The organism is Vibrio sp. WZ-1 (assembly GCF_052037695.1).
GTDB lineage: Bacteria > Pseudomonadota > Gammaproteobacteria > Enterobacterales > Vibrionaceae > Vibrio.
In genome coordinates this window covers 48,760-68,483 of record NZ_JBQEQR010000081.1, presented here as the reverse complement: position 1 = coordinate 68,483, position 19,724 = coordinate 48,760, and the positions used below count along the sequence as shown (strand labels likewise).

Genomic DNA, 19,724 nt, shown 5'->3' with positions numbered 1-19,724 from the left:
TTTCTCGCCGATGCCATTGTCTATATGGCAAAAAAACTTTCCATTAGAGTAATTACTCAATCTGGTTCTTTGTATGAGATCAAGTTCTTATGCAAGCTTGGGTATGTATTTGATTGGTGTTATTGTTCGCTTTTGAATCAGATGTTTCTAAAAACAGAAGCCGTAATCTAACCTAGATGGAACCTAATACCTCGTGAGAAAAAGCTATGTTGTCACGCTGCTAGCAGCGCTACTTTGGGCTGTGGTCGCTTTTGCTTTACACGATTACTGGCGTAACGGTACTTCAGTGGAAAAAACGGATCCATCGCCCACTTTAGATCCTCAAGAATTGTTAGCTAAGTCACGTGCTGGTCAGGTACTACTCGATGTCAGTGAGCTAACTTATGTTGATTCAAAACGTGCGCAACAAGTACTGGCTGCAATTGGGTTGCCGTTAAAAACGGAGCTTGAGAAATCCTTTGCGCTATATCTGCAGTACCGCCTAGCCCGAGCGAATGATGAGCCTATACGTGCCAAGGACTATCATCAGCAGCTGCAAGAACTTACAGAGTCATCAGAGCAATCATGGTTAGACGCTTTGCTGTTGGCCGACAGTGCAATGGAGCATACCTTACATGGGCGAAGTGAACTTGGTCTTACTGAAATTCAGCTAGCGATCAAAATTGCAGAGCGCGACCGCTTAGATTCGTTATTACCCAAGCTTTACAACATCGCTGGCGCACTGAGTAACGCTACGAATCAGTTAGTGGACGCTCAGCGTTACTTCTTAGATGGACTCAATATCGCAAACAAAATTCAACAAGATGCGTATAAAGGGACGATTTATAACAACCTTGGTTTGCTTTATCTCCATATTGAAAGTTGGGATAGAGCGTTAGAGTTCATTCAAAAAGCACAAAAAGTATATTTAGCTCGTCATGCTCGAGGTGATAAAGCCAAGGGGCTTCAAGTTATGTACCTCAATGAGGCTCATATCTATAATCGCCAAGGTAAAGTTTATCTCGCTCGACAAGCCTATGAAGAATCAAAAAAATACTATAAACCGACATCGACAAATTTACGCTATCACCTCATCCAGTTAAAAGGAAAAGCAGATCTATTGCTGCTTGAAGAAAACTACAAAGATGCACTTAAGACTACGCAGCAATGTGTGACCTTGCCTTCTGCTGCGGATTATCCAATTGAATATGGACAGTGTTACCTGATCATGTCCAAGAGCCAACTTGCGCTGGGGCAAGCGAATCAAGCCATGGACAGCGCTGCGGCAAGTTTGGCTGCGTTTGAATCTGTTAAACACGAACGTTGGCTTATTAGAGTTGCAGAGCAAAAAGCCAAAATTTTTGAAAAGCTCGGCGAATACGAAAAAGCGTTAAACACTTACAAAAGCTTTTCTATCAATAACAAACGGCAACTACTTGGCAAGGTGTATGACTTGGAACAAGCTTTTGCAACGGAGCATATTCAGCGCGAAAGAAACCTGCTAGAAGTTCAGAAGCGTTTAGCTGAGTCAGAGCTTGATCAAGAGAAGTTGCGTTTTCAGATCGCAATGATTTGGATAGCAATATCGGCGGTGGTATTAGTGTTTACTGTCTCTAAGGTTTTGGCGACCCAACGTAAAAACCAAGAGCTAGAGCAGCTATCATTGCTAGATCCCCTTACAAAGTTACATAACCGACGTTATTACTATGACCAAATCGATCATCCTGAGCACCTAGATTCGGCAGGTGAATACTGTGTGATCTTGTTTGATATTGATAACTTCAAAGGTGTTAATGATATTTATGGTCATGATGCCGGAGACAAGGTTCTGGAAGAGTTTGCCAGTCGGCTTAAACAGCACGTGGATTCGAAAGAGTTACTCATTCGATGGGGTGGTGAGGAGTTTTTAATGTTGTTGAAGGTTTCAGAAGAGTTACCACAGCGCTTGGAGGCAATTCGTCAGCACATAGATGACTTCCAGTTTGGTATTTCTGGAGAGTCGCTACACATTACGACTTCGGTTGGCGTAAGTCATAGCGGTTTAATAACGAGCTTTACATACAATGATGAGTATTTCCGTCGAGCAGATAAAAGCCTTTACGAAGCTAAGCGAAATGGTAAGAACCAGGTGGTGTTCCCCATCGACTCAGATAACTAAAATGGATAGTGGTTGTTTTTAGGCGATAACTAACCTCCGAACTAAGCGGCAGACTGACGTGTTCAGTCTGCCGTTTTTGTTTTACACTTCATCTTCTTGTTCTGATGGTCGCCTACTCAAGATATCAAGAGAACCATTTAGAACAAAAACGGAGTTACGCGTGCGCAAGATTCTCTCTTTGGCTTTGTCTATGTCACTTACAGGCTGTGTTATGCCGCAACATCAATCAACAGGTGCAGGGCAGTGTGTTGGAGTGATGTCATCGCAAGATGCATATGGCTACCTCGATCCTAACCACTACACAATGCAGGTGTTGGCGCTGAAAAAAGAAAAGGATGTTAAAGAGTACATTCGTAATATTGATCCACGACACCCAGTTTGGGTTAACTGGAAGAATAGCCGAGGCACTCGTTGGTACACGGTAACAGTGGGAGACTTCAAGAGTAAGCAGGACGCCTACAGTGCGTTGTCTTCTTTGCCGAGTCGAGTTAAGCAGTCGTCGCCGTTTGTTTTAACGTTTGGAGAAATGCAAAGTAAGAAACAAACCAACGTGGTGCGAATGCGCTAATGAGCTTAGAGCCTTTTCAATACCTAGGTAAGGCTCAACCTATCCGTTAATCACTTCATCGTTATTAAGTGCGCTGCGATAAAATAAATGGCTAGGACAAATAAAAACGGAAGTGTTGAGGCTTCCGTTTTATGTTCATGCTTTTGAGATCTTCGCGTCTTGCTTACAGTGCTGCTAGGATGGTTTCTGCCTTGCTCGCTTCAAATGTTTTTGGTTCTTCCACGTTCAATTTGGTGACCACGCCGTTGTCGATGATCATCGCGTAACGTTGTGAACGAACGCCACCGAAACCACCCGTATCCATCTCTAGACCCAATGCCTTGGTAAAGCTTGCGTCACCGTCACCAAGCATCAGAAGCTCAGATGCGTTTTGCGCTTCGCCCCAAGCTTGCATTACGAATGCATCGTTTACTGATACACAAGCGATCAGATCTACGCCTTTCGCTTTGAGCTGATCAGCCAATACAACATAACCAGGCAAGTGCGCTTCAGAACAAGTCGGCGTAAATGCGCCTGGTACGGCAAATAAAACCACTTTCTTATCTGCAAAGAGTTCGGTTACTTGGTGGTTTACCATGCCCTCAGCCGTCAGTTCGCTTAACGTTACAGCAGGCAATGTTTGACCTTGTTGAATCATGACTTATTTCCTTTTAGGTATATATCGTTCACTCAGTCTAGCGCCAAACCTGCGGGCTAACCACAGACGAAATGTAAGGGTTTAAACTAACTTAGAAGAAGGGCCTCAGTCAGAGAACCCCTTATAAGTGATCGCGGTTAAAACCACCTTTAGAAAACTAAATTGCATTTAAGTAGGACTTATATGAGTGTAAGCGAACCGTCGCTGCACCAATGACGTCAATGAAACCAAACAAGCTATGAGGCTTATTTGCTGCAATCCATGCAGATCCTGTAGCACCGATAGGGATGGTTTTACCTTCTGGTTCAAAGATCTCTAAAATCACGGTTCGACCATGGCTACTGGTGTTTGCTCCAACATGCTGACGAACGCTTTGAGGCCCCTGTAATGGCGAGACAGACGATTCTCCGGTACCAGCGGTAATGCTGTGTACGCGAGCACGGAAAACTTCTCCTGGATAGGCATCAACGTAAAATTCAGCAAATTGACCTTTTTCGATATAACGATAGCTTTGATCTGGAATGCGCATTTCTAGAAACTTACGTGACGTGTCGTAGATGTGCATGTTTCCGACACGACTACCATCCGCGACGTTTACCACCGCTATTTGACCATCATAGGGGGCAACCACCGTTTTTCGCTCTTGCTCGAATTCTGTCTTTTGTAGATCGGCATGCAGTGACTTCAATGATGCTTCAGCGACGCGCAATTGAGACTCGTAGTATTCAATATCGCGACCTTTAAAGATCTCTGGAGACGTTTTTCCGCGAATAATATCGCGCTTTAACTGAGCAATACTCTCTTCTTGCTGAACAATGCCGGCTTTGATCTTTTCTACATCGGCCAGTGAAGTCGTATCGACTAGAGTATAAATCACATCGCCTTTTTTCACTTTTTGGTTGTGGTCCACATAGATATGATCAATTTGCTCACGGAATAATGGAGATAAGACGGAGTGGGGCGCTTTTACGGTAGAAGAGTAGGTTAGGTCAACTGGAGCCCAAAGGCGTGAGAGAATCCCCAACACGACAAGAATGAACACGCCACCAGAGATGATCCAGAACGCGCTTCTAAATGTCCACTTAATTGCACCAGTTGATACTAAAATCCACATGATAAGAATGTATGGAATCATTACCTCTTTCATGCTTATTCCTCCGCTACTTTAGATGAGGTGTTAGGAGAAGATGGCAAACGGCTATTACGGATAATGTTACTTATCGAGTGGCCAATGTGCTCCCAGTTAGCAAAAGCGATGATAAGTGCAAGAACCCACCAAGCTTTGTGTAGGAACAAACCGCAAAGGGAAAGAGCAAAGACCAATTGGATGTGCGAACTTTTTTTCTCTTCAGCTCGGTGAACGGCGACTTCATGGATCTGCCAAAGCAAATAGATAACAAAAAGGGCAAGCGCTATGGTGACAGAAAACAGATAGCCACTGAAATACTCAGAGTTGAAGATGGTCATCATGGTGCTGTTGGGCGTATTGGTAAATATATCCATATCAATGTCTTTCGAATTGATCGTGCCCATAGGAGCAAGTAAATATGCACCACCAAGCATTAGAGCCATGAAAATTAAGAACTTTAATAGCACCATGATGATCGCAGTAATGACACGACCTATGGCTTTTATGACGTTCATAGTTATACCTTTTGTCTATGTTATGAGGGTAAAACGTTGAGCGCGTGATTGTTATTGTGCAGAGCGTTATCACGTGCGCACAATTGTATGAAAAAGCATCATAAGTAGGGTGATAAATGATATAAGTTTAGCTAATATCAACGGGTACTATTTAGAGATGGCATAACATATGAAACACTCTGACTACAGCCTTATTCCCACGTTTGTTGCTATCGTCGAAGAGAAAAGCTATACCAAAGCCGCGCAGCGATTAGGGGTAAGTCAGTCTGCTGTTAGCCAAGCGGTGGTAAGACTTCGCGAAGTGTTCAAAGATACGTTGTTTGTTCGGGAGAGCCATGGTGTTGCTCCTACAGCATTTGCCATAGATATATACCCGACGCTGGCAAATGCGGTTGAGAATATTGCATATATGCTTCCTGAGCACTCTCGCTTTGACCCTGCAGAATGTGATAAGCAATTTGTTATATCATCCCTTAGCGTCTTTGGCTTTACACTTTTACCGGAGCTGTCAGCGTTGCTCAGTGTAAAAGCGCCGAAAGTGACTACGCGAATCGAACCTCTCTATACCATGGATCTAACCAATTTGCTCAGAACGCAGCAATGCGATTTAGTAATCGAAGCACAAACGAATCTACATCCTCACTTGCGCTCACAAGTACTGATGTCGGACACACTAACGGTGATGTGCCGAGCCGATCACCCTCGCCTCACTGACACTAAAGTAAGCATTAAAGAATACCTTGCAGAAAAACATGTGACCTTATCTCAAATAGACCAGAAAGGTGGCTATTTAATTGGACGGGGGATCAAAGATGAAAGCATTTTAGGCCGACGAGATGTTGCATGGCAGGCGAGCAGTATTATGGAGATATTACCCATTATTCAGCGCTGTGATTATGTTGGTTTGATGCCGAAAATTTTGTTGGACAAATATAAACACCTTTACAACCTTAAAGCACTAGATGCAGAGTTTATGAAAGAACCGATTGATGTGGCAATGTATTGGCACTCTTCACGCTCCAACGATCCGAGCCATAAATGGTTACGAGAACAATGTGTATTAGCGGCAGAAGATTTTAAAAGACGTACTGAGTAAGCATTTATACTTTGCACTTGGTTTGTTAATAGAGGGTTTGTAAAAGCTGGGCTTCTTCGCATGACGTTTTCTTTATCAGCACACACCTGGCTGAGCTTTGATTATTCAGTGACTAAAACTGAATAGCATCATGCGAGAAACAAGGGGGTTATATCGAATTTACTGTGCGTTGCTCATTGTGAACTGAGAAGGGGTGGCGATACCTTGCACATCGATACTTTATATTGAGAAGAGTAGAGAAAAGAAAGGGAATAGATTTATAGGTCGAACATTTTATCAAATTCTCTTTGCTCCATGATGTCCTCAATTCGGCGACGCGTTTTCTGTTTAATCGCAGCGGCGTTTTGTTCGGACTCTTTCTTGTCTTGCTCAATTTGCTTCTTACTTTTCTTTGCCATGTTTTTTCTCCGTAGGAATATCTTCCCAAATTTCTGCATGATTTATTAATGCACGAAAAGTGATTTATTTAATAATAAAACTTCCTAGCTTTGAACCTGAGTCACACAGAATGTCACCGGAGTAAGTTTTATCGCAATATTTAAAATCAATGAGATAACAAGCAGATTGGAGTTTCGGTAGTATATGACGCCTTAAAATATCACTGTTGAGTTGATGAATATTGGCGCGCCAAGAGATGTCGGGCTGTTTTAAATGGAATTCAATTTCTATCATTTATTCTCCTGTTTTTTAGTGATCTTTTCTTTGTTCATTAATTGATACCAGTGTCTTTGACGACCTGTTCTTTTAGACATAAATTTTCCTAATTTTAAGTAAGTAAAACACCAACGATGGCTATCGTGTTCTAACGATAGATACAGTATTCCAACGATGGATATCGTATCCGCCCCCAATTTATTTTAGGCAGCAGAAAACCGAGCAAGAATACTTGCGGGTTATATACCCAAGTAACCTCGAGATGTTAGGTTCAGCGAGAATGACTTGGTTTGTAGGCGCGGCGGCGATTTAAAGGTCTAGTGGGTCTAAATCAAGAATCGGCAACAAAGTATACAAGCCAAGGCCCTTACTATTTGTAAAGAGTGCCCTTTGGGAGCGTGTCATTGCCCCGCTTTTTTAATTAAAGCAATGGCTGCGTCAAACAACTTGGAAAGAGTTGGCTATTACGCTGCGTTGTTTTCCTTGAACTCGACTCAATGACGACGCTCTGAATCCTGCATCTTGAGGTCACTTGGGTATAAGTTTGAGGAATTTTTTGAAGGGGGAGAGAGTTTGGTGCAGCAAGGAGATGCTGCACCAAGAAAAGCTATCTTATAGAGGAGTAACTTCAGTCGCTTGAGGACCTTTTTTACCATCTTCTACATTGAAGCTTACTTTCTGACCTTCAGTCAAAGTTTTGAAACCGTCAGCAACGATAGCGTTGAAGTGTACGAATACATCTTGGCCGCCGTTGTCTTGAGTTAGGAAACCAAAACCTTTAGTTTCGTTGAACCATTTTACTGAACCAGTTACTTTAGCAGACATAAAAACCTCTGAAATTAAACAATAATATACGAATTGTGGTGGATCTTTTTTTAAGCTATTGAATGTGCAATCAAGAGGAAGTTTTACGCAGGAGTCTGAACCGAGAGGTTCAGGGTGTTACTGAGAGGGAACTTAAACTAAATGTAGCATTAACAGCTCTTTTCTAGAGCCAGCCGCCACTATACAGGGTGTTTAAAAAATAGCTACATTTATTTTCCATATTTTGTTCGAAAAAATTGATGAAGTAGAACAAAACCGCCCACTCATGTTCTTTTTCTCGCTCTCTACAATTAAGTCATATCCAAAGGGAGACCAGGTTATGAGTACAATGAGAGAGATTCGTCAGATCCTGCCATCGCATCCAACAGCCGATGGCGATGGTGTGAAAATTCGACGTGTGGCCGGTTTTAATAATGCAGCTTTTTCACCATTCTTGATGGTGGATGAGCTTAAATCCGACCAACGAGCTGACTATGTTGGTGGTTTTCCGCCACATCCGCATCGTGGTATCGAGACCTTAACGTACATGATAAAAGGGCACTTTCAACATCGTGACCACATGAACAATGTTGGCGAGTTGCGTTCCGGCGGCGCACAATGGATGGCGGCAGGACGCGGCGTGATTCACAGCGAAATGCCGATAATGGAAGGCGGTGAGCTGCATGGTTTCCAAATTTGGATTAACCAACCGGCGCGAGACAAGATGTCTCCGGCGCAGTACTACGATTTCCAACCAGAAACCATTACCGAGCACCGTGCAGAGACTCATGGTTTGGTTCGCGTTGTTTCCGGTGAGTTAAATATTGGTGGTGAGATCGTTCAAGGCCCACTAAGCAAAACGGGTGTACCAGTGACGGTTGCCGATTGGCGAGCTCATCCAGGCGCGTCACTAAATCTTATGACGCCAAAAGGTCACAATATGATGACCTATGTTTACAACGGCAGCATCAAAGTGGGTGAACGCGTTGTCATGCAAGGTGAGATAGCATTGCTTTCTCAAGCGGAATGGGTCGAGCTGAATGCTAGTGATATCAGTGGTGTACTGCTCTTCATTGGGCAACCGATTAATGAGCCGGTGGTGCATTATGGCCCGTTTGTTATGAATAGCATCGAAGAAATTGAGCAAGCGATTCAGGATTACAACTCTGGATTGTTTGAGACCTATTAGGTCGACGAGCCGTATGGCTAGGCGCCGTGATAAAAACACAAAATGATTGGAACTCCTTTATTGAGTTCAACTGCAAGCAAAGACGATATCCACTGCCATCGAATTTGCATCAGCCACACTAAGCCGGTGTGGCTTTTTTTGTTGTTGAGTTTTGTTACTTTGCCAACTTAGCTTTGTTCCCAGCGGTCAATGGCGTATTTGCCAAACTCAACTCCAAGTTGGTAGGCGTTACGTAGTGGTTCTGGCGAACGGCTTAAGCGTTTAAGCTTGAAGCCTTCTGGTGGACAGATTTGAATGATTTCAACGCCAACTGGCGGGTTTTCTATCAGTTCCAAAGATTGGTTATAGTGAACATGACGTGTGAGCATTGGCTCGATCAAAGCCGGGTGATCTTTCAGTAAACGCTTGGTAAGCTTTCCAAACTTAGGCTTGGATTTACGGTAACTGGCTGGTCGACTTCTTAGCACCATTATCTTAGTTGCACCGCGTTTGATGGCTTCAGCTACTGGAATGGCGTCTGCAACACCACCATCTACATATTTCGTTCCATCTAAGTCGACGCCATTGCGATACATAATGGGTAAAGCGCTACTGGCTTTCATAGTTTCGGCAAGCATATCTACTGTAGGAGTTAGGTATTCTGCTTGTCCGTTATCTTGCCGAGTAACACCAAGAAAGAAGGGGCGAGAGTCTGCTCTTAAAACATCTCGGTCGATCCCCAGTTCTTCTAACGTGATTTTCCACATCCAATCTAAATCCATCATGTCCCCACCGCGTAAGAGCTGGATTGGAGAAATGAATTCACTCCGTAGGCTGTAATCGAGGTAAATTTTTAGGTTTCGACCCGGCATGTTGGCAAGGTAAGCTGCTAGGTTACTTGCACCAGCAGAAACGCCCCAAAAGCTATCAAAGGGAGAAAAACTCTCAGCCATGAAGTGATCGAGTATACCGCAGGAAAACACCCCACGCATCGCGCCACCTTCTACAATTAACGCTCGTGAGCCAACTCGTTCCATCCTAGCCATCCATTTTGTTTATTCTGATTCGTGGTACGAACTATTTAGAGTAACGGATCTATTACTTGTTCCCAAGTGCTCAATGGCCAAGAGTTGTTGTTGATGATGAGAGTGAGTTAGTAGGTTGACATTGTTTGATTGTCAAACTAAATTAAAATCAAATAATTTGATAATCAAACTAAAATTGAAAGGTAAGTGGCGCAATGGCTGTATCGCAACATTCACATGATTTTGTTTCTCATAACCAGAAAGGTGAAAAACGAACGCTCTACGTATTGATTCTGACTGTGGTCACTATGGTGGTGGAGATCGCCGCAGGGACCATGTTTGGATCGATGGCATTGCTGGCAGATGGTTGGCACATGGGCACACACGCAGCGGCATTTTGTATCACCTTGTTTGCTTACCGCTACGCAAAGCAAAACGCCCATAGTGATCGCTTTTCATTTGGTACCGGTAAGGTCAGCGTACTAGGGGGCTTTACCAGTGCAATTGCACTAGGAATTGTGGCTTTGATGATGATGGTGGAATCGCTACATCGTCTATTCAATCCAGAAAGCATTCAGTTTAACGAAGCAATTATGGTGGCGGTGATTGGTTTGGTGGTGAATCTTGCAAGCATGTTGCTTCTTCAAGATCACCATCATCACGGACATGACCATCATGATCACCACGGGCACGATCATGGGCATGAACATCATCATGACCACAATCTTACCGCTGCGTATTTTCACGTTCTCGCTGACACGTTGACTTCTTTACTGGCGATTGTCGCGTTGATAGTCGGTAAGTTCTACGGCTGGGTCTGGTTAGATGCGATGATGGGTATTGTAGGTGCCGTTGTGATTGGTAAATGGACGTTGGGTTTGATGAGACAAACTGCCCCAGTATTACTGGATGAGAGTATCGATGAATCTTATCGAAATGAGATTATTGACTCGCTTTCTCCACATGCGGAGATTGTCGATTTGCATATTTGGAAAGTGAGTGGTCATCACTACTCAGCGGCGATTGCACTGAAGAATCAGAGTGATAAAACGCTAGAGGATTTTAAGCAATTATTGAGTAAATTTGATAAGATTCACCACCTAACTTTGGAAGTTCAAACGACTGAGTGATGCGCGAATTAGAAAAGCTGAATCAAACGCTTACCGAGTTTTATGACAAAATGTCTTCTTGGGAGCAATCTGTAGTAAAAGGCACCGGTTATTCACTGGCCCAAATCCACACGATTGAAGTGTTGGGTGGGCATGGTGCGCTGCGTATGAAGGAGCTGGCAGAAAAGCTAGGAATTACAACTGGCACGCTGACGGTGCAAATTGAAAAATTGGTGAAAGCGGAACTTATCGAGCGTTGTCCTCACCCAGAAGACCGACGTGCTATTGTGGTGAAACTTACGCCTGCTGGTGAAGAGATTCACTACCATCACAATCAACTGCATTTAGATTTGGTTCAAGATTTAACGCGTAATATCGACCCAGAGCAGCAAGCAATTTTGTTTGCTTGCTTACAGAAGATGAATAAAGAGTTCTGATTGAGCTTTTCGCTTTCTGCATCCAACTACTGAACCCCAGATAGCAAAAAAGTAGAGCACCGAAATGCTCTACTTTTTTTATAAACTCGATAGAATTTGCTCAATTGGTAATTGAGTAAATGCGTAGGTAGCACCAACACAAAATACTGAGCCGGTTATACCGATCCCTACGGTTGTTGCGAGTAGCAGAAGTGTAATCTTAGACATCAGAGATTAAACTCCTTCTCAAAGGTTGGGTAAATGACACCATTCGCTTCTTGATAGGCTTTAAAGCCAGAACCAAATGCTAGTGCTGCCACTACAATGGCAAATGCCGCAAGGTTTCTTCCTTTCATCCCTAAACTCTCAACTGTTGGAGGCAAAGTCATTAATACTCTGCCAACTACGTTTCTATCGTTTATTAAGCTTGGATGCTCAATTATTGGTTAACGCACACAAACACAACCCATGCCGTCATTAGCACAAGTAGAGGAGTGAACACTTTTTGAATTGATGCACCATCAGTCAAATCGTAAATTACGATCGACTCTTTATAGAATGCGCGTTTGAATGAACCAAAGCTGATTTCATTTTTTACATCAGATTGCTCGTAACGTTGACGTGCAGAGTCTGCCATTTGAGATTCAAGATCTTGCATCTCATATTCTTTGTTAAAAAATGCATCCCACGCTGAAATACGAGCAATCGCTTTTGGTGAGCGGTTGTTCTTTAGCTTTTCTAGACGTTTTGCGTATGCAGCTTGATATTTATCCACGATGAGTTCCTACATGAATAGACTTTAATGTAGAGCACAGCGTCAAATGCTCTGCTCAGTAGTTGTAAAAATTAGAAAATGGGAATCAAAAGGAAATTTTTACATCAGCAGTCGAGAGATGAGATTAGGAATCGCAGCATTTGATTGTTAAAGAGCGTAAGGACTGTCATCCCTTGTGTTGCGGATAATATGGACTCTCGAAGCAAGGGACAAACAAAATAAATTGTTCAAAAGAATCGAGAATGTGATTCGATAGAGGTGGTGATTTTGTGCTAACTGGTTAATGAGTGATCAATACATCACATTGGTTGGGTTCTAATCTATGGTTGTTTCTGAAGTCCTCATCGTCAATGGTGGAGAGTGCGGTCTGTGCGCGGTCGCAAATATAAAAAACCGCCTGTAATTAGGCGGTTACTTATTATCCGTTTAGTCTAGTCGCTGATTGGGACCACTAAAATATCGACAGGCGATTTATTAATCAGGTGTCTTGAGTAAGAAATAATTTTACTCCAGAAGTCTTGGTGATGGCCGCATATAAGTAGGTCGACCTCTTGCTCTTTGATTGTGACTTCCAATTTATCTGCGAGATCACCCGTTCCAACAAAGAAGTGTTTCAGAGGATGGTCCATATAATCACTAAACGTTCTCAAGCATTCCATAGAATGTTCGTTTAGAGGCCGCTGTTCAGGATCTGCGACAATATCGACAAGGTCTCGATAGATCTCACCGTGAGTGCCATCAATGTGGATAAAAGAAATCTCTGAATCAAGATAGCTTGCCATGGAAACTGCTCGGTCAATCAACACAGTACTCTCATCAGACAGTTCTAGTGCCACTAGGATATGTTTGTATTTCATAACCACGCCCTTTTGTGGAATACGTTATCTTTAGCATAGTACGCCTTGGGTAAAAAATGTGTTGATAAGATCCCGAAATTGTTCAAAGTTTTGGCAAATTATCATGGAGACAATTACTTAGAAAAAATAAAACAAGAGCAGCAATGAAAAACCGTGTGTTTCTGATGCTCTGACTTGTCTATCGAAATCTCGTTTTCGATAAAGGTTGCTTGCTTTTTATACAGTAAGTCTTTTAGACTTTGCCCATCACTTCTTTAGGAGATTACGCCAACATGGACAACTAAACCTGTCATCCAACTCTCATTTTATTTTTTGGATTTACAGGGTTAGTAGGCGTAGCTCACTTTCCGATATTTCTTTGCAGTTACCATTTTTCTGTTTGAAGCGCTTCTATGGGCGCGTGTATTTGCATCGATCTCATCTCTAGATTTATCTCAAGCTACGGCTGTTGTCCCTGTTATACAGGAGGCAAATTATGCCAGTTTTACAGGCTTACAATATCAGTCATCAATTTGGTAACGGCGAAACACTGTTCCAACAACTCTCATGCACTATGACCAAACGTCGCGTTGGTTTAGTCGGGCGCAACGGTGTTGGAAAATCGGTGTTTGCATCGATACTTATCGGTGAGCAAGCCCCGACGAGCGGTACGGTCACCTTACCAACGTCATTTGCGGTATATCGTCAGCAAGCATCGCACTTGTTAGGTGGCGATCTTTCGATTGCCCAGTTTTTAGCAAAGGACAAAGTACTGAGTGCTATCAAGCAGATCGAAATGGGCGATTGCTCTGAGCATTTGTTTGAGGTGGTTGGTGAACAATGGGATTTGCCGATTCAACTTACTAAGCATTTAGAAACCATGGGCCTACCGCCACAGCCAGACTTTCCTTGCTCGCAATTGAGTGGCGGACAGTTAGCGCGTTTGCAACTGTGGCAATTGTTCGAAAGCGAAGTGGAATTGCTAATCCTTGATGAGCCGTCGAACCACCTCGATAAACATGCCAAGCAGTGGTTGATTGATTCGATGCGCAGTTTCTCAGGATCGATTTTGCTCATCAGTCACGACCGAGAATTGCTGCGCGAGATGGAAGAAATTTGGGAACTATCCGGTTTAGGTTTGCAAGTGTTTGGCGGTAATTACAATGTGTATGCCGAGCAAAAGCGAACAGAACTGCAAGCGGTGGAACGCCAATTAGCCAGTGTCGATAAACAAAAAAAGCAATTGGAGGAGCAAGCTCAGCGCAATCGAGAGAAAGCAGAACAAAGGGCGGCTCAAGGTAACAAGCTGAGAAAGGATGGCAGCCAGCCGAAAATCTTACTGGATGGTATGAAAGACAAAGCCACAGCCAGAGCCGCCAGTCGTAATAAAAACGAGCAACTTCGCCAAGCGCATCTGCAAGAGAAAGCGCAAAGCTTGCGAGCGCGTAAAGAGCACATTAAAGGGCAAAAACTGTATTTAGCCGATAGTCAAAGTCGCTCGCGAAAAGCTGTGTCGCTCTTAGAAGCCATGTTGCCATTTGGGGCGGCCCAGCCCATCACTGCGCAAGTTCATGCGGATGATAAATTGCATTTGTTGGGTAAAAACGGATGCGGTAAATCGACCTTACTGAAAACTCTCTTGGGCGAGTTCTCACTGCAAAGTGGCGAGCTACAAATCAATACGCCACTTTATTATCTCGACCAGCACTTTGGTGCGATTCGTCCTGAACTATCCATGTTGGAAAACCTAATGCAACATTGTGAGGGAATGAAAGAGGGCGATGCCAGGACGCTGTTGGCAGGCATTGGCTTTCGTCGAGACAGTGTATTTCGCTTAGGCAATGTATTGAGCGGTGGCGAGAAAATGAAGCTTGCGATGCTGATTGTCAGTCATCAACCAACTCAGCCTTTGTTGCTATTGGATGAGCCGGATAATCACCTCGATTTGGATTCGAAAATCATGCTCGCTCAGGCATTAAATGCTTACCGAGGTGGTTTTATCCTTATCAGTCATGACCAAGATTTTGCCGCGGAATCAGGCGTGTCTCGAAGCATTGAACTGAGTTAATGCAAGTTAGTCTATAAACTGAGGTTTGTTTCTTACTAAGAGGGCAATGCGATTTGCTTTGCCTTCTTAGTTTCACACCTTTTTTAACGCAATTAGATTCATTACTCTGATATGGGTAAGATGATTGATGCATTACACAAACAGAAAAGGAAGTCTATGAAAAAGAAAACCTTAGCGCTGGTCATGGCGTTTACGATGACAGGCGCATTACCAGTGGTTCATGCGGAAGACTCAACGCAGAAGTTAGTGGAACACGTACAAAAAATGGCGGTGAAGTACCCAACAACTAAGAAAGTTGATGTGGTGGATAAGTATTTTGGTACTAAAGTCAGTGACCCATATCGCTGGCTAGAGGACGATCGCAGTGAAGAAACCGCGGATTGGGTTAAAGCGCAAAACCAAGTAACGTTCGATTACCTAGCGCAAATTCCCTATCGTCACCAGATTGAAGAGCGCTTAACTCAGTTAATGGATTACGAGAAGTTAGGGCGACCATTCAAAGAAGGCAAATACACCTACTTCTACAAAAACGACGGTTTGCAAAACCAAGATGTGCTTTACCGCCAACTTGATGACGGCAAGCCAGAAGTTTTCCTTGATCCAAATACTTTTAGCGAAGATGGCACGACTTCACTGGCGAACGTGAGTTTCACCAAAGATGGTTCTTTAGTCGCTTACAGCATTTCAGAAGGCGGTAGCGACTGGCGCAAAGTGATTGTGCTTGATGCAGAAACCAAAAAAACTGTCGGTGAGACGCTGGTGGATATTAAGTTCAGCGGTGTAAATTGGCTGGGGAACCAAGGTTTCTACTACTCAAGTTACGACAAGCCAGAAGGCAGCGAGCTTTCAGCAAAAACCGACCAACACAAGCTTTACTACCACGAGCTAGGCACTAAGCAGAGTGAAGACAAGCTTATCTTCGGCGGAACAGAGGCTGAGAAGCACCGATACGTTCGCGGTTACACTTCGGATGACCAACGTTACCTATTTATCTCAGCAAGTACGTCAACGTCTGGTAATAAGTTGTTCTTCAAAGATTTGACCAAGCCAGACAGTCCGCTGCAAACCATTTTGGATGACACCAATTCTGATACTTGGGTGATTGATAGCAAAGACACCAAGTTGTATTTGGTCACCAACTTAGATGCTCCAAATAAACGAGTGGTGACGGTGGATGCGAGCAACCCTGAGCCGAAGAATTGGAAAGATTTGATCCCTGAAACTGACAACGTGCTTAGCCCATCAACCGCTGGTGGTTACTTGTTTGCAAGCTATATTGTTGATGCACTTTCGATGGTTAAGCAGTATGACATGGAAGGGAAGTTCATTCGTGAAATCAAGCTGCCAGACATCGGCAGTGCTTACGGCTTTTGGGGTAAGAAAGAAGACGCTGAAGTCTACTACTCTTTCACCAACTACAAGACGCCAAGCACGACCTATCGCCTAGACATCAAAGGTGGTGACAGCGAGGTTTACCACAAATCGAACGCACCATTTGATCTAGCACAATTTGAATCCCGTCAGGTGTTCTACAAGTCGAAAGATGGCACCAAGATTCCGATGATTATCACATACAAGAAAGGCACGCCGATGGATGGCAGTGCGCCAACGATCTTGTATGGTTATGGTGGTTTCAATATCAGCCTAACGCCTTACTTCAGTCCAAGCCGAGCGGCATGGTTGGAAATGGGGGGTATCTACGCTGTCGCAAACATCCGTGGTGGTGGTGAGTACGGTAAAGAGTGGCACAATGCTGGCACTAAGTTAGAGAAGCAGAACTCGTTTGATGACTTTATTGCCGGAGCTGAGTTCCTTATCGATAAAGACTACACCTCGTCAGATAAGCTCGCGATCAACGGTGGATCTAACGGCGGTTTGCTCGTTGGTGCGGTAATGACGCAGCGTCCAGAACTTTTCAAAGTGGCACTGCCTGCGGTGGGTGTATTGGACATGCTTCGCTACCACACCTTTACGGCAGGGGCTGGTTGGGCTTATGACTACGGTACCGCAGAACAAAGTAAAGAGATGTTCGATTACCTCAAAGGTTACTCGCCAGTACACAACGTAAAATCAGGCGTGAAGTACCCAGCGACTATGGTAACAACGGGTGATCACGATGACCGTGTTGTCCCTGCGCACTCGTATAAGTTTGCGGCGCAGCTACAGTCTAAACAAGCAGGTACGAACCCAACCTTGATTCGTATTGAAACCAATGCTGGGCACGGTGCAGGCACACCAACGAGTAAGGTTATCGAGAAAACGGCTGATGTGTACAGCTTTACCTTGTTTAATATGGGCGTCGAAAAGCTGTAAGCGAGAGGTTAGCTTTAAGCTTGGGCTTAAGTTCATTTTTCAATGAATCACAACGCAGTCTTCGGGCTGCGTTTTTTGTTTTATCTCAGCTAGTTAAACACAAGGTTATAATGCATATAACCATAGGTGATAGAACTTCCTATTATCCTTTCCCTTAGTTTTTATGAAGCGTCGAATATTCTTACCTTAATTCACCCAAAGTTTGTTTTGCTTGCCTGTTGTTTAAGGGAGGGGGAAGACGCATCAAGTTAGCTAAAGTGGAATAAAAATAACATGAAAAATCTTACCAAAATCGTTGCTGTGGGATCCCTTCTCTCATGTACAGCAGCACAAGCGGGAGGTCTGTACTTGTATGAGACTTCTACCACAGACATCGGCTTGGCATCTGCGGGTATGGCTGCACGAGCACAAGATGCTTCGGTAATGGCGGCAAACCCTGCTGGCTTGTCGAATGTCGCCGGACAGTCATTCTCTGGCCATCTAATCAGCTTGTATGGGGATACAACGTTGGACACCGTTGGTGGTAGTGACGCGGGTAACATCATTGGTTACGTACCGCTTGGTTCTGCATTCTACAGCCAGCAAGTGAACGATAAGTGGACACTTGGTATCGGTATGTATGGTAACTATGGCTTAGGTCTGGAATATGACAAGCTCTTCGGCCGTATCGATATTCCAAATGCCATCACTCAAGCCTTGACCGTTCAGCCCTCTGCTTCTTACCGTATTAACGATCAATGGTCTGTGGGTGCTGCGTTAGGCATTCATTACGGTATTCTTGATATGGATGTGAAGATTGATGGTACTTCGTTGGCTGGTGGTATTGAAGATACGGATACTCAAGTTAATGGTCGTGTGGGTGTGCTTTACGAGTTGAACTCAGGCACACGCTTAGGCTTGTCTTACTCGAATGAAACCGAATTTGAGTTCGAAGATAAAGGCTTCGCGGCCAGTGCGGTAGCCCCTCAACAACTGGTGTTCAGTGCTTACCATGAAATCGACGAAAAGCTTGCGATCATGGGTAACGTGAACTGGCAAGATTGGAGTGCTTACCAAACACTGATGGATGTTGAGACGCAAGACACTTACCAAATTGCGGTTGGTACGCAATATAAGGTCAACAGCAAGGTGACGTGGAACGCTGGTGTTGCGTTTGACTCTAGTATGTTTGCAGATCAATCCAATGGTGATTTAACCATTCCTTCAGGTAATGCTTACCGTTTAGGTACAGGTATTGACTACAAGATTGATGAAGCAAGTTCGGTCTCTGTTGCATTTGAAGCGACGTTGATTGAATCGTCTGAAGTAAAAATGGCGGGTATTCCCGTTGCAAGCTTTGACGACCCAGCGCTGTACTTCCTGAGTATTGGCTACAGCTGGAAAAACCAATAATCCGGCATTAGTTCAATCGAGACATTGTTTGATTATACCCAAGTGACTTCAAGATGCAGGATTCAGAGCGTTGTCATTGTCCCGAGTTCAAGGAAAACAACGCAGCGTAATAGCCAGCTCTTTCCAAGTTGTTTGACGCAGTAATCGGGGCAATGAAACGCTCCCAAAGGGCGAGTTGCCTTGGCTTGTATACTTTGTTGCCGATTCTTGATTTAGAACCACTAGACCTTTAAATCGCCGCCGCGTCTACAAACCAAGTCATTCTCGCTGAACCTAGCATCTCGAGGTTACTTGGGTATAGATGTAAAACGCAGCCAATTGGCTGCGTTGACGGATTATTTGATTTCAAAATTGGTACGGTATTGGTCTTGCAGGATATACATGCGCTTCACATCGCGGTAACTGCCGTTGATAAAGAACTCTTGTACTAAATGCCCCTCTTCAATAAAACCGCATTTCTGGTAAAGGTGAATCGCTTTTTCATTGTCTAAGGCAACGAGCAAGTAGATTTTGTGAAGGTTAAGAATTGAGAATGAATAATCCAGAGCGCGATTGATCACTTCTTCGGCGTAGCCTCGCCCTTGATGATCTGGTGCGATAATTATTTGGAATTCAGCACTACGGTGAATGTAGTTAATCTCAATCAACTCTACCAGACCAATTAATACACCATGTTCATCTTCCACTACAAAACGGCGTTCTGCGTCGTCATGAATGTGCTTTCGATACAGCTCTTCTAATTCGTCATGCGATTCATATGGCTCTTCAAACCAATACGTCATGATATTACGGTTATTATTAAGATCGTGAATAAATCGCAGGTCCGAACGTTCTAAAGCACGAATAGTGAGACCATTTTTCATTGTCTTTCTCCAGATAGAAAAAAGCATACAAAGGTAATTATGATTGCGTCATCTTAGCTCATTAGAGGGAATTCACCCCTTTACTTATTTGAGTGTTAATGCGTAAAAGCGATCTCTATCAACCCCTGACAAAGCCTGTAAAAACAAGGGGTATGGCGATAATAAACGTTAATCATAACGACAAAAAACCTGATTAGGTTAAGGGTGTAATTTCAGATT

The 19,724-nt window shown here is 43.8% G+C and carries 21 protein-coding genes; 9 read left to right on the top strand and 12 right to left on the bottom strand.

Annotated elements, in window-relative coordinates; translation table 11 throughout:
* Positions 1 to 193 precede the first annotated feature (193 nt).
* Positions 194 to 2,137, top strand: coding sequence for a diguanylate cyclase (locus ACTS60_RS18420; RefSeq protein ID WP_440889425.1), 1,944 nt, complete (start codon positions 194 to 196; stop codon positions 2,135 to 2,137).
* A 160-nt stretch (positions 2,138 to 2,297) separates the two neighbouring features.
* Positions 2,298 to 2,705 (top strand): SPOR domain-containing protein, encoded by a 408-nt coding sequence (locus ACTS60_RS18415; protein WP_440889424.1) that lies wholly within the window; start codon positions 2,298 to 2,300, stop codon positions 2,703 to 2,705.
* A 163-nt stretch (positions 2,706 to 2,868) separates the two neighbouring features.
* Here ACTS60_RS18415 and ACTS60_RS18410 read toward each other — a convergent pair whose 3' ends face one another.
* The 3 genes from ACTS60_RS18410 to ACTS60_RS18400 all read right to left on the bottom strand — a co-directional run bounded on the left by ACTS60_RS18410 (position 2,869) and on the right by ACTS60_RS18400 (position 4,986).
* Positions 2,869 to 3,342 (bottom strand): peroxiredoxin, encoded by a 474-nt coding sequence (locus ACTS60_RS18410; protein ID WP_440889423.1) that lies wholly within the window; start codon positions 3,340 to 3,342, stop codon positions 2,869 to 2,871.
* A 157-nt stretch (positions 3,343 to 3,499) separates the two neighbouring features.
* Positions 3,500 to 4,489, bottom strand: a complete 990-nt coding sequence (locus tag ACTS60_RS18405; RefSeq protein WP_440889422.1) for an efflux RND transporter periplasmic adaptor subunit — start codon at positions 4,487 to 4,489, stop codon at positions 3,500 to 3,502.
* A gap of 2 nt (positions 4,490 to 4,491) precedes the next feature.
* Positions 4,492 to 4,986: a magnesium transporter gene (locus tag ACTS60_RS18400; protein ID WP_440889421.1), complete on the bottom strand. Its 495-nt coding sequence runs from the start codon at positions 4,984 to 4,986 to the stop codon at positions 4,492 to 4,494.
* A gap of 169 nt (positions 4,987 to 5,155) precedes the next feature.
* On the opposite strand from ACTS60_RS18400, the gene ACTS60_RS18395 reads away from it, so the two are divergent.
* On the top strand, positions 5,156 to 6,082 hold the full coding sequence (locus ACTS60_RS18395) for a LysR family transcriptional regulator (protein WP_440889420.1): 927 nt from the start codon (positions 5,156 to 5,158) through the stop codon (positions 6,080 to 6,082).
* A 257-nt stretch (positions 6,083 to 6,339) separates the two neighbouring features.
* On the opposite strand, the gene ACTS60_RS18390 is transcribed toward ACTS60_RS18395, so the two are convergent.
* From ACTS60_RS18390 to cspE, 3 genes are all read right to left on the bottom strand, one after another.
* Positions 6,340 to 6,480 carry a PA3496 family putative envelope integrity protein gene (locus ACTS60_RS18390; protein ID WP_440889419.1) on the bottom strand — a complete coding sequence of 47 codons (141 nt, stop codon included), beginning with the start codon at positions 6,478 to 6,480 and terminating at the stop codon, positions 6,340 to 6,342.
* 64 nt (positions 6,481 to 6,544) lie between these two features.
* Complete coding sequence (locus ACTS60_RS18385; RefSeq protein ID WP_440889418.1) at positions 6,545 to 6,754, bottom strand: hypothetical protein; 210 nt, start codon at positions 6,752 to 6,754, stop codon at positions 6,545 to 6,547.
* Positions 6,755 to 7,348: 594 nt separating this feature from the next.
* Positions 7,349 to 7,561: a transcription antiterminator/RNA stability regulator CspE gene (cspE, locus tag ACTS60_RS18380; RefSeq protein WP_440889417.1), complete on the bottom strand. Its 213-nt coding sequence runs from the start codon at positions 7,559 to 7,561 to the stop codon at positions 7,349 to 7,351.
* A gap of 319 nt (positions 7,562 to 7,880) precedes the next feature.
* Here cspE and ACTS60_RS18375 point away from each other — a divergent pair, with 319 nt between their 5' ends.
* Complete coding sequence (locus ACTS60_RS18375) at positions 7,881 to 8,729, top strand: pirin family protein (RefSeq protein WP_440889416.1); 849 nt, start codon at positions 7,881 to 7,883, stop codon at positions 8,727 to 8,729.
* Positions 8,730 to 8,896: 167 nt separating this feature from the next.
* On the opposite strand, the gene ACTS60_RS18370 is transcribed toward ACTS60_RS18375, so the two are convergent.
* Positions 8,897 to 9,745 carry a patatin-like phospholipase family protein gene (locus ACTS60_RS18370; RefSeq protein ID WP_440889415.1) on the bottom strand — a complete coding sequence of 283 codons (849 nt, stop codon included), beginning with the start codon at positions 9,743 to 9,745 and terminating at the stop codon, positions 8,897 to 8,899.
* A 203-nt stretch (positions 9,746 to 9,948) separates the two neighbouring features.
* Between ACTS60_RS18370 and dmeF the strand changes: the two genes are divergently transcribed.
* Both dmeF and ACTS60_RS18360 read left to right on the top strand, forming a co-directional pair.
* Positions 9,949 to 10,863, top strand: a complete 915-nt coding sequence (gene dmeF, locus ACTS60_RS18365) for a CDF family Co(II)/Ni(II) efflux transporter DmeF (RefSeq protein WP_440889414.1) — start codon at positions 9,949 to 9,951, stop codon at positions 10,861 to 10,863.
* A complete protein-coding gene (locus tag ACTS60_RS18360; RefSeq protein WP_440889413.1) occupies positions 10,863 to 11,279 on the top strand; it encodes a MarR family winged helix-turn-helix transcriptional regulator in 417 nt (138 codons plus the stop codon). The genes dmeF and ACTS60_RS18360 overlap by 1 nt, the downstream gene beginning before the upstream one ends.
* Positions 11,280 to 11,357: 78 nt before the next feature.
* On the opposite strand, the gene ACTS60_RS18355 is transcribed toward ACTS60_RS18360, so the two are convergent.
* From ACTS60_RS18355 to ACTS60_RS18340, 4 genes are all read right to left on the bottom strand, one after another.
* Entirely contained in the window at positions 11,358 to 11,486 is a 129-nt protein-coding gene (locus tag ACTS60_RS18355) for a hypothetical protein (RefSeq protein ID WP_440889412.1), read from the bottom strand.
* Complete coding sequence (locus ACTS60_RS18350; protein ID WP_440889411.1) at positions 11,486 to 11,614, bottom strand: hypothetical protein; 129 nt, start codon at positions 11,612 to 11,614, stop codon at positions 11,486 to 11,488. The genes ACTS60_RS18355 and ACTS60_RS18350 overlap by 1 nt, the downstream gene beginning before the upstream one ends.
* A gap of 83 nt (positions 11,615 to 11,697) precedes the next feature.
* Entirely contained in the window at positions 11,698 to 12,033 is a 336-nt protein-coding gene (locus tag ACTS60_RS18345; RefSeq protein ID WP_440889410.1) for a hypothetical protein, read from the bottom strand.
* A gap of 431 nt (positions 12,034 to 12,464) precedes the next feature.
* Positions 12,465 to 12,890: a universal stress protein gene (locus tag ACTS60_RS18340; protein ID WP_440889409.1), complete on the bottom strand. Its 426-nt coding sequence runs from the start codon at positions 12,888 to 12,890 to the stop codon at positions 12,465 to 12,467.
* A 475-nt stretch (positions 12,891 to 13,365) separates the two neighbouring features.
* Between ACTS60_RS18340 and ACTS60_RS18335 the strand changes: the two genes are divergently transcribed.
* The 3 genes from ACTS60_RS18335 to ACTS60_RS18325 all read left to right on the top strand — a co-directional run bounded on the left by ACTS60_RS18335 (position 13,366) and on the right by ACTS60_RS18325 (position 18,642).
* Positions 13,366 to 14,937: an ABC-F family ATP-binding cassette domain-containing protein gene (locus tag ACTS60_RS18335; protein ID WP_440889408.1), complete on the top strand. Its 1,572-nt coding sequence runs from the start codon at positions 13,366 to 13,368 to the stop codon at positions 14,935 to 14,937.
* A gap of 156 nt (positions 14,938 to 15,093) precedes the next feature.
* Entirely contained in the window at positions 15,094 to 17,250 is a 2,157-nt protein-coding gene (locus ACTS60_RS18330; RefSeq protein ID WP_440889407.1) for a prolyl oligopeptidase family serine peptidase, read from the top strand.
* 273 nt (positions 17,251 to 17,523) lie between these two features.
* Complete coding sequence (locus tag ACTS60_RS18325; protein ID WP_440889406.1) at positions 17,524 to 18,642, top strand: OmpP1/FadL family transporter; 1,119 nt, start codon at positions 17,524 to 17,526, stop codon at positions 18,640 to 18,642.
* A gap of 335 nt (positions 18,643 to 18,977) precedes the next feature.
* Here the strand turns inward: ACTS60_RS18325 and speG are convergent, their stop codons facing one another.
* Positions 18,978 to 19,505, bottom strand: a complete 528-nt coding sequence (gene speG / locus ACTS60_RS18320; protein WP_440889405.1) for a spermidine N1-acetyltransferase — start codon at positions 19,503 to 19,505, stop codon at positions 18,978 to 18,980.
* Positions 19,506 to 19,724 lie beyond the last annotated feature (219 nt).

Excerpts from the sequence above, each read along its gene's own strand:
- ACTS60_RS18355 (WP_440889412.1), bottom strand. The coding sequence starts at position 11,486 with ATGTCTAAGATTACACTTCTGCTACTCGCAACAACCGTAGGGATCGGT.
- cspE (WP_440889417.1), bottom strand. The coding sequence starts at position 7,561 with ATGTCTGCTAAAGTAACTGGTTCAGTAAAATGGTTCAACGAAACTAAA.
- ACTS60_RS18405 (WP_440889422.1), bottom strand. The coding sequence starts at position 4,489 with ATGAAAGAGGTAATGATTCCATACATTCTTATCATGTGGATTTTAGTA.
- ACTS60_RS18360 (WP_440889413.1), top strand. The coding sequence starts at position 10,863 with ATGCGCGAATTAGAAAAGCTGAATCAAACGCTTACCGAGTTTTATGAC.
- speG (WP_440889405.1), bottom strand. The coding sequence starts at position 19,505 with ATGAAAAATGGTCTCACTATTCGTGCTTTAGAACGTTCGGACCTGCGA.
- ACTS60_RS18325 (WP_440889406.1), top strand. The coding sequence starts at position 17,524 with ATGAAAAATCTTACCAAAATCGTTGCTGTGGGATCCCTTCTCTCATGT.
- ACTS60_RS18330 (WP_440889407.1), top strand. The coding sequence starts at position 15,094 with ATGAAAAAGAAAACCTTAGCGCTGGTCATGGCGTTTACGATGACAGGC.
- ACTS60_RS18390 (WP_440889419.1), bottom strand. The coding sequence starts at position 6,480 with ATGGCAAAGAAAAGTAAGAAGCAAATTGAGCAAGACAAGAAAGAGTCC.
- ACTS60_RS18400 (WP_440889421.1), bottom strand. The coding sequence starts at position 4,986 with ATGAACGTCATAAAAGCCATAGGTCGTGTCATTACTGCGATCATCATG.
- ACTS60_RS18340 (WP_440889409.1), bottom strand. The coding sequence starts at position 12,890 with ATGAAATACAAACATATCCTAGTGGCACTAGAACTGTCTGATGAGAGT.
- ACTS60_RS18370 (WP_440889415.1), bottom strand. The coding sequence starts at position 9,745 with ATGGAACGAGTTGGCTCACGAGCGTTAATTGTAGAAGGTGGCGCGATG.
- ACTS60_RS18375 (WP_440889416.1), top strand. The coding sequence starts at position 7,881 with ATGAGTACAATGAGAGAGATTCGTCAGATCCTGCCATCGCATCCAACA.
- ACTS60_RS18335 (WP_440889408.1), top strand. The coding sequence starts at position 13,366 with ATGCCAGTTTTACAGGCTTACAATATCAGTCATCAATTTGGTAACGGC.
- ACTS60_RS18410 (WP_440889423.1), bottom strand. The coding sequence starts at position 3,342 with ATGATTCAACAAGGTCAAACATTGCCTGCTGTAACGTTAAGCGAACTG.
- ACTS60_RS18350 (WP_440889411.1), bottom strand. The coding sequence starts at position 11,614 with ATGAAAGGAAGAAACCTTGCGGCATTTGCCATTGTAGTGGCAGCACTA.
- ACTS60_RS18385 (WP_440889418.1), bottom strand. The coding sequence starts at position 6,754 with ATGATAGAAATTGAATTCCATTTAAAACAGCCCGACATCTCTTGGCGC.
- dmeF (WP_440889414.1), top strand. The coding sequence starts at position 9,949 with ATGGCTGTATCGCAACATTCACATGATTTTGTTTCTCATAACCAGAAA.
- ACTS60_RS18395 (WP_440889420.1), top strand. The coding sequence starts at position 5,156 with ATGAAACACTCTGACTACAGCCTTATTCCCACGTTTGTTGCTATCGTC.